The 8,323-nt window shown below is 76.3% G+C and carries 8 protein-coding genes; 6 read left to right on the forward strand and 2 right to left on the reverse strand.

What is annotated here, in order from left to right; translation table 11 throughout:
- The 6 genes from E4P40_RS24340 to E4P40_RS24365 form a co-directional block, all read left to right on the forward strand.
- Positions 1-413 (forward strand): glycosyltransferase family 9 protein (locus E4P40_RS24340; RefSeq protein WP_135160944.1); only part of this gene is annotated, 413 nt, incomplete at its 5' end.
- Entirely contained in the window at positions 410-1,390 is a 981-nt protein-coding gene (locus E4P40_RS24345; protein ID WP_135160945.1) for a glycosyltransferase, read from the forward strand. The genes E4P40_RS24340 and E4P40_RS24345, both read left to right, overlap by 4 nt.
- Positions 1,387-2,595, forward strand: coding sequence for a glycosyltransferase (locus E4P40_RS24350; protein ID WP_135160946.1), 1,209 nt, complete (start codon positions 1,387-1,389; stop codon positions 2,593-2,595). The genes E4P40_RS24345 and E4P40_RS24350 overlap by 4 nt, the downstream gene beginning before the upstream one ends.
- The gene (locus tag E4P40_RS24355) at positions 2,592-3,260 is read left to right on the forward strand and encodes an SIS domain-containing protein (protein ID WP_135160947.1); all 669 of its coding nucleotides are present in this window, start codon (positions 2,592-2,594) and stop codon (positions 3,258-3,260) included. Before E4P40_RS24350 ends, E4P40_RS24355 begins: the two co-directional genes overlap by 4 nt.
- Complete coding sequence (gene rfaE2 / locus E4P40_RS24360; protein ID WP_135160948.1) at positions 3,257-4,618, forward strand: D-glycero-beta-D-manno-heptose 1-phosphate adenylyltransferase; 1,362 nt, start codon at positions 3,257-3,259, stop codon at positions 4,616-4,618. The genes E4P40_RS24355 and rfaE2 overlap by 4 nt, the downstream gene beginning before the upstream one ends.
- Entirely contained in the window at positions 4,618-5,541 is a 924-nt protein-coding gene (locus tag E4P40_RS24365) for a glycosyltransferase family 9 protein (RefSeq protein ID WP_135160949.1), read from the forward strand. Before rfaE2 ends, E4P40_RS24365 begins: the two co-directional genes overlap by 1 nt.
- 9 nt (positions 5,542-5,550) lie before the next feature.
- Here the strand turns inward: E4P40_RS24365 and E4P40_RS24370 are convergent, their stop codons facing one another.
- Both E4P40_RS24370 and E4P40_RS24375 read right to left on the reverse strand, forming a co-directional pair.
- A complete protein-coding gene (locus tag E4P40_RS24370) occupies positions 5,551-7,197 on the reverse strand; it encodes a VWA domain-containing protein (RefSeq protein WP_135160950.1) in 1,647 nt (548 codons plus the stop codon).
- 99 nt (positions 7,198-7,296) lie between these two features.
- The gene (locus tag E4P40_RS24375; RefSeq protein WP_135160951.1) at positions 7,297-8,289 is read right to left on the reverse strand and encodes a UDP-glucuronic acid decarboxylase family protein; all 993 of its coding nucleotides are present in this window, start codon (positions 8,287-8,289) and stop codon (positions 7,297-7,299) included.
- Positions 8,290-8,323: the final 34 nt, after the last annotated feature.

Raw genomic sequence — 8,323 nt, forward strand, 5'->3', positions numbered from 1 at the left:
AGGCGGTCGAGGCGCTGGCCGGCGCCGGGCACCGAGTCCTGGTCACCGGCGGCCCGGGGGAGCGGGAGCTGACCGCTGCGGTCGCCGGCTCCCGCGGGACCGACCTGGGCGGGGCGACGACGCTCGCCGAGATGGCCGCGCTGCTCGACCGCGCCGCCGCGGTCGTCGTCGGCAACACCGGGCCGGCGCACCTGGCCGCGGCCGTGGGGACGCCGGTGGTCTCGCTGTTCGCTCCGGTGGTACCGGCCGAGCGCTGGGCGCCCTACGGTGTGCCCACCGTGCTCCTGGGAGACCAGGACGCACCCTGCCGCGGCAGCCGTGCCCGCGAGTGCCCGGTGCCCGGCCATCCCTGCCTGGCCTCGGTGACCGCGGACGACGTGGTCGCCGCCGTCGAGAAGCTGGTGAGCCGGTGAAGGTCCTCATCTGGCACGTGCACGGTTCCTGGACGACGGCGTTCGTGCAGGGCGATCACGACTACCTGCTGCCGGTGACGCCGGGCCGCGACGCCGACGGACTCGGCCGCGCGCGCACCTGGGACTGGCCCGCTGCCGCCCGCGAGGTGACGCCGGCACAGCTGCGCGAGGAGCAGCCGGACGTCGTCGTCCTCCAGCGGATGCGTGACCTCGAGCTCGTGCGGGAGTGGCTGGGGCGCGAGCCCGGCCGCGACCTGCCGGCGGTCTTCCTGGAGCACAACGCCCCGGGGCTGGAACCCGGCGACGGGCCGGTGCCGCACACCCGGCACCCGCTGGCCGACCGCGACGACATCCCGATCGCCCACGTCACGTACTTCAACCAGCTCTTCTACGACAACGGCCGCGCACCCACGACCGTGATCGAGCACGGCATCGTCGATCCGGGGGAGCGGTACACCGGCGAGCTGCAGCGGGCCGCCGTCGTCGTCAACGAGCCCGTCCGCCGCGGGCGGACCACCGGCGGCGACCTGCTGCCCGGCCTCGCGGCCGTCGCCCCGGTCGACGTCTTCGGCATGGGCCTTGCCGGCCTGCACGCGCGGTACGGCCTGGACCCCCAGCGGGTCGCCCTGCACGACGACCCGCCCCAGGCGGCGATGCACGCGGAGCTCGCGCGCCGCCGGGTCTACGTGCACCCCGTGCGGTGGACGTCCCTCGGGCTCGCGCTCCTGGAGGCGATGCACCTCGGCATGCCGGTGGTCGGGCTCGCGACGACCGAGGCGGTGGAGGCGGTGCCGGCCGAGGCCGGCGTGCTGTCGACGGACCCGCGCCGGCTCTGGGCGGCGGTGGAGCACTTCCTGGACGACGGGGACGCCGCCCGGCTGGCGGGGAAGGCCGCCCGCGCCGCGGCCCTCGAGCGCTACGGCCTCGACCGGTTCCTGCGCGACTGGGATCGACTGCTGAGCGAGGTGACCCGATGAGGATCGACCTGGTCAGCGAGCACGCCAGCCCGCTCGCCGCGATCGGCGGCGTCGACGCCGGCGGCCAGAACGTGCACGTCGCGGCGCTCGCCGCCGGCCTGGCCCGCCGCGGCCACGAGGTCACGGTGCACACCCGCCGCGACGACGAGTCGCTGCCCGACCGCGTGGTCGTGCAGGACGGCTACAACGTCGTCCACGTGCCGGCCGGGCCACCGCGCGCCGTGCCCAAGGACGAGCTGCTCCCGCACATGCGGGCCTTCGCCGACGCGCTCCGCGAGCAGTGGTCGGCCGCGCCGCCCGACGTCGTGCACGCGCACTTCTGGATGAGCGGTCTCGCGTCCCTCGACGCGGCGACGGACCTCGGGCTGCCGGTGCTGCAGACCTTCCACGCCCTCGGCTCGGTCAAGCGGCGGCACCAGGGGGACGCCGACCCCTCGCCGGCCGACCGCATCGACCTCGAGCGCCGGCTGTGCCGCGAGGTCAGCCACGTGGTCGCCACCTGCTCCGACGAGGTGTTCGAGCTGCGCCGGCTCGGGCTGCCCACCGAGCGGGTGTCCGTCGTCCCGTGCGGAGTGGACACCGCCGTGTTCACCCCGTCCGGTCCGGTCGCGTCGCGGACCGCGCACAAGCGGCTGCTCGTCCTCGGCCGGCTGGTCGAGCGCAAGGGTCAGGACGACGCCGTCCGCGCGCTGCGGGCGGTCCCCGAGGCCGAGCTCGTGGTCGTGGGCGGTCCGCCGCCCGACGAGGTGGACACCGATCCGGAGGTGCGCCGGCTGCGGGCCGTCGCCGAGGCCGAGGGCGTGGCCGAGCGGCTGGTGTTCGCCGGGTCGGTGCCCCGGGCCGACGTCCCGGCGTGGGTGCGCTCGGCCGACGTCGTCCTCGCCGTCCCCTGGTACGAGCCGTTCGGGATCACCCCGCTGGAGGCGATGGCCTGCGGCCGGCCGGTCGTGGCCACCGCCGTCGGCGGGCTGGTCGACACCGTCGCCGACGGCATCACCGGCGACCTGGTGCCGCCGCGCGACCCGGAGCGGCTCGGCGCGGTGCTCGCCGCGCTGCTCGCCGACGACGGACGCCGTGCGGCCTACGGTGCGGCCGGGGTGCGCCGGGCCCGCGCCCGGTACCGCTGGAGCCGCGTCGTCGCCGACACCGAGACCGTCTACCGGCAGGTCCTCGCCCGCCGCATCCCCGTGGAGGCCGCCCGATGAGCACCAAGCCGCACTCCTTCTTCGAGAACACCGTCGCCGCGCCTGACGCCTGCACCCACCTGACCGGCCACGAGCACGTCGCCTCCCTGACCGCGGCGCTGCAGTCGCTCACCGCGCAGGTGGCCACCCTCGACCGCTGGGGGCAGCTGCTGGCCGACGTCCTGTGCGGTGAGGAGCGCGGCCGGCTGCTCGCCGCGGGCAACGGCGGCAGCGCCGCGCAGGCCCAGCACCTGACCGCCGAGCTGGTCGGCCGCTACCGCGCCGACCGGCCGCCGTTCTCCGCCATCTGCCTGACCGCCGAGACCTCGTCGCTGACCGCCATCGCGAACGACTACCCGGCCGACGAGCTGTTCGCCCGCCAGGTCGAGGCGCACGGCCGCGAGGGCGACGTGCTGATGCTGCTGTCGACGTCGGGCCGCAGCCCCAACGCGGTCGCCGCCGCCCGCCGGGCCCGCGACTGCGGCATCACCGTGCTCGCGCTGACCGGACCGGAACCGAATCCCCTGGCTGCCGCCGCGCACGAAGCGGCGTGCATCGACTCGCCCTGGACGGCGACCGTCCAGGAGTGCCACCTCGTCGCACTGCACCTGGTGTGCGCGGCCTTCGACGCGGCGGTGCTCACCGAGCCCGCCCGGGTGCCGACCCCGCGCTGGACCACCCGGTGAACGGACCGCTCGTCGTCGTCGGCGACGCCCTGCTGGACGTCGACCTCGTCGGGAGGGCGTCCCGGCTCACCCCGGACGCCCCGGTGCCGGTCGTCGAGGACGTCGACCGCCGGGAGCGCCCCGGCGGAGCGGCGCTCGCGGCCGTCGTCGCGGCCGCGGCCACGACCCGGGAGGTGGTGCTGGTCGCGCCGCTGGACTCCGACGACGGCGCCGCCCGGCTGCGCGCCCTGCTGGACGGACGCGTGCGGCTGCTGCCGATCCCCGCCACCGGCGGCACGGCGGTGAAGCAGCGGGTGCGGGTCGGCGACCACTCCGTCGTCCGCCTCGACAGCGGCGCGCCGGTCGCGGTGCTCGGGGACCTGCCCGCGGACGCTGCCGCCGCGATCCGGGACGCGGCCGCCGTCCTCGTGGCCGACTACGGCCGGGGGACGACGGCGGCACCGGACGTGCGCGCCGCGCTCGCCGCCGCACGGGGACCGATCGTCTGGGATCCCCATCCGCGGGGTGCGCCCCCGGTGCCCAACGCCCGGCTGGTGACCCCGAACGGCGCCGAGGCCGCCCGGGTGGCGACCGGTGTACCCGCCGACCGGCACGGGCTGGCCGCCGTGGGCGCCCGGGCCGAGGAGCTGATCCGGCGCTGGCGGGTGGGCGCGGTCGCGGTGACTCTCGGGGCGCGCGGCGCACTGCTCTCCTACGGAGAGGGGGCGCCGATGGTCGTGCCCGCCGTGCCCGTCAGCGGCGGGGATCCCTGTGGCGCCGGCGACTCGTTCGCCGCCGCGGCGGCTCTCGCGCTGGCCGACGGCGCGGTGACCGGCGAGGCCGTGGCCGCGGCGGTCGCGGCCGCGTCGGCGTTCGTCGCGCGCGGTGGGGCGTCGGCCTGGGACAGCGCCGAGCCGAACGTCGTGTCCGAGCCCGGGGCCGAGGGCGTGATCGCCCGCGTGCGCGCGGCCGGCGGGACCGTGGTGGCGACCGGCGGCTGCTTCGACCTGCTCCACCCGGGCCACGTCGCCACGTTGCGGGCCGCCCGCGGTCTCGGCGACTGCCTGGTCGTCTGCATCAACTCCGACGAGTCGGTGCGCCGGCTCAAGGGCCCGTCCCGTCCGCTGGTGACCGCGCCGGACCGGGCCCGGGTGCTCGAGGCGCTGGAGTTCGTCGATGCCGTCGTGGTCTTCGAGGAGGACACCCCCGCCGAGGTGCTGGACCGGCTGCGCCCCGACGTGTGGGCCAAGGGCGGCGACTACGCCGGTGCCGACCTCCCCGAGGCCGCCGTGCTGCGGCGGTGGGGCGGGCAGGCCGTCGTCCTGCCGTACCTGGACGGGCACTCGACCACGGCCCTGGTCGAGCGCTCCCGGGTCTGATGCCCACGGCGCTCGTCCTCCGGCCGCTGGGGCTCGGGGACATGCTCACGGGGGTCCCGGCGGTCCGGGCGATCCGGGCCGCGATGCCCCGGCACCGGCTCGTGCTGGCCACCACCGCCGCGCTGGAACCGCTGGCCAGGCTGATCGACGCCGTCGACGAGGTGCTGCCCGCGCGCGAGCTGCAAGCGTTGGACTGGACCGGTCCGCCTCCCGAGCTCGCCGTCGACCTGCACGGCAAGGGGCCCGCCTCGCACGGGGTCGTCGCGGAGCTCGGGGCCGAGCGGCTGCTCACCTTCGACAGCCCCGGCTACCCGGGGCCGGCCTGGTACGCCGACGAGCACGAGGTGCACCGCTGGTGCCGGCTGGTCTCCGAGGGCCTAGGCGTGCCCGCCGACCCGGACGCGCTCGACCTCGCCGTCCCGCAGGTGCCACCGCCCGTGCCCGGCGCGGCCGTCGTGCACCCGGGAGCGGCCTTCCCCGGCCGGCGTTGGCCCGTGGACCGGTTCGCCGCCGTGGCACGGCACCTGGCGTCGTCGGGGCACGACGTGCGCCTCACGGGCGGTCCCGCTGAGGTCCCGCTCGCCCGGTCGGTCGCCGAGGCCGCCGGACTGGCGGAGGACGCCGTCCTCGCCGGGCGCACGACGTCGCTGGAACTCGCCGCCGTGGTGGCCGCGGCACGGGTGGTCGTCAGCGGGGACACCGGCGTCGCGCACCTGGCGACCGCCTACCGCCGCCCGTCCGTGGTGCTGTTCGGCCCGGTGTCGCCGGCGCTGTGGGGCCCGCCGCCTCGGCCGCAACACGTCGTCCTCTGGCACGGAGACGGCACGGGCGACCCCTGGGGTACCGAGCTCGACCCGGCACTGGCCCGCATCACCGCCGACGAGGTCACCACTGCCCTCGACACCCTGCTCGCGCAGGGCTGACCTCCGGCGTCAGCCGCGCTGGCGGAGGGCGTCGAACAGCACCGTCTGCAGGTCGGCCGGGTCCACCGCCGAGTAGGCCGCACCACCGGTCGCGGCGGCGATCTGCTCGAGCGCCGCCAGGTCGGCGTCCGGTCCGAGTGCCACACCGATCACCTTGACCGGTCGCTCGGGGTTCGCCTCGCCGCGCAGAGCCGCCAACAGGGCGTCGAGTCGCAGCCCCGCGTCGTCGTCCTCGTTCGTCCCGTCGGTCAGGACCAGGACGCTGTTCACCGCGGTGGGGTCGAAGTTCTCGCGCGCCGCCCGCACCGCGGCCAGCGTCGTGTCGTAGAGGCCCGTCCCGCCAGGGGTCAGGCGGTCGGGGATGCTGTCGAGCTGCTCGTCGAGGACGTCGCGCTGGCTGCGGCCGTCGGCGTCCGCGTCCAGCTCGCGGGTCGGCACGAGCTCGGCCCAGTCCTGGCCGCCCTCGAGCTGGTAGGCGAAGACCCACAGCCCGACCGCGAACCCGCCGGGCACCAGCGTCAGGGTCGCCTTCGCCGCGTCCCGGGCCAGGGTGGCGCGGGTGCCGTCGTTGACCGGCGCCTCCATCGACTTGGAGACGTCGAACACGGCCAGGATCCGCGACGGCGCCGCGAGGCTCGACAGCCGCTGGAGCAGGGCCTGCACGGCGGCAGGGTCGAGCGCGAGCGCCGTCGGTGCCTCGGCCTGGATGCCGGTGGCCTCGCCGGCGTCCGGGGGAGCGCTGCCGTCGCCGTCCCGGAAACCGGCCTCGAGGGCGGTCGTCCGCGCGGTGTCCGAGGTCAGCGCCCGCACCACCGCGTCCACCGCTGCGGCGTGGTCCTCGTCGTCGGACGCCGTACCGACCCGCAGCACCGGGTAGTCCAGCGACGGAGAACCCTCGGCCGGATAGACCGCGACGAGCGAGGAGTCCCCGGCGTCGGAGTTGATCGCGTAGACCTCCTGCTCGCTGACCGGCACCAGCGGTGCGTCGGCGCCGCCGGCACCGCCCGCGGCCAGGGCGTCCCCGGCGGAGACCGCCGGTCCGCGCTCGGCGGCCAGCACCGCCTGCACCACCGCGTTGTCGGCCTGCTCGCCGCCGCCCAGAGCGGTCCGGACGGCGCCCAGTGCGGCGACCCCCTCGGCACTCGTGGCGAGGTCGGGCACGGCGAGGCCCTGGTCGCTGGCGAGGGCCTCACCCCAGCCGGGTGCCGCGCCGGACCAGCCGAGCGCGTCGACGGCCGCCCGGCTGGTCGCGAGGACCACCGGCGAGGACCCCATCGAGCCGTCGACCTCCAGCTCGGCCGCGGTGGCGCGCGCGGTCCAGATCATCGAGTCGGGCACCCACACCTCGGGCAGGGCGTCCGGGTCGAGCGCGCCGAGATCGCCGACGGTCTGCAGCGGCTCCTGCGCGAAGACGTCGGGGGCGACGCAGACGCCGTCCTCGGTGACGATCCGCTGCCCGATCAGCTCGTCGGCGACGTCGGCCAGCTCGGGCGCGACGGTGACCGCGACGGTCTGCGGTGCGTCGCAGTCGTCGCCCGAGCCGACCAGCCACCAGACGAGACCCCCGGCGACCAGGACGGCGGCGACGGCAGCGGCGAGGAAGACGACCGGGGCGGGACGACGGCTGGGGGAGGTGGGATCGGCGTGGCGGCCCATGCTCGCTCTCTGGTGCTCGACTCGGGGGTGGTGCGGCTCCCCCCGGGCCCGCACGGACAGCGTAGATGGGCTGCGTGTCCATGCCGTGCCGCCCTGTAGTCAGCCGGTCCGGGCGGCCACCCTCTCCCGCTGGGCGGCGAACCACTCGAGCGTCCGCCGCAGGCCCTCCTCGGCCGGCACGGTCGGCCGCCAGTCGAGCAGCGCGTGCGCGCGGGTCGTGTCCGGACGGCGCACCTTCGGGTCGTCCACAGGCAGGTCGACGAAGGAGATCTCCGACTCCGACCCGGTCAGCTCCGCGATCCACTGCGCCAGCCGGAGCATGGACAGCTCGTCGGGGTTGCCGATGTTGACCGGCCCCGCGTGCGCGGAGAACGCCATCGCGAGGATGCCGCCGACGGTGTCGTCGACGTAGCAGATCGACCGGGTCTGGGAGCCGTCGCCGGCCACGGTCAGGGGCCGGCCGGACAGCGCCTGGCCGATGAACGCCGGGATCGCCCGCCCGTCGTCGGGGCGCATCCGCGGGCCGTAGGTGTTGAAGATCCGCACGATGCCGGTGTCGACGCCTTTCGACGTCCGGTACGCCGTGGTGAGCGCCTCGCTGAACCGTTTGGCCTCGTCGTAGACCCCCCGGGGCCCGACCGGGTTGACGTTGCCCCAGTACTCCTCGGTCTGCGGGTGCTGCAGCGGGTCGCCGTACACCTCCGACGTCGAGGCGAGGACGTACCGGGCGTCCTTCTCCAGGGCCAGCCCGAGCGTGTGCAGCGTGCCGAGGCTGCCCACCTTGAGCGTCTCGATCGGCATCCGCAGGTAGTCCAGCGGGCTCGCCGGCGACGCGAAGTGCAGGACCAGGTCGACCGGGCCGGGGACGTGCACGTAGTCGGTGACGTCGCAGCGCACGAGCCGGAAGCCCGGGTGCTCCATCAGGTGCGCGACGTTGCCGGGGGACCCGGTGAGGAAGTTGTCGAGGCACACGACGTCGACGCCGCGCTCGAGGAGGTGCTCGCACAGGTGCGACCCGAGGAACCCGGCTCCGCCGGTGACGACCGCCCGGCGGATGGTCCGCGCCTCGCGCACGACGTTCGGTTCCGTCATCGCTGCTCCTCCCGAGTGGGTGCTCCTGCGGCCC

The organism is Blastococcus sp. CT_GayMR20, assembly GCF_004570345.1.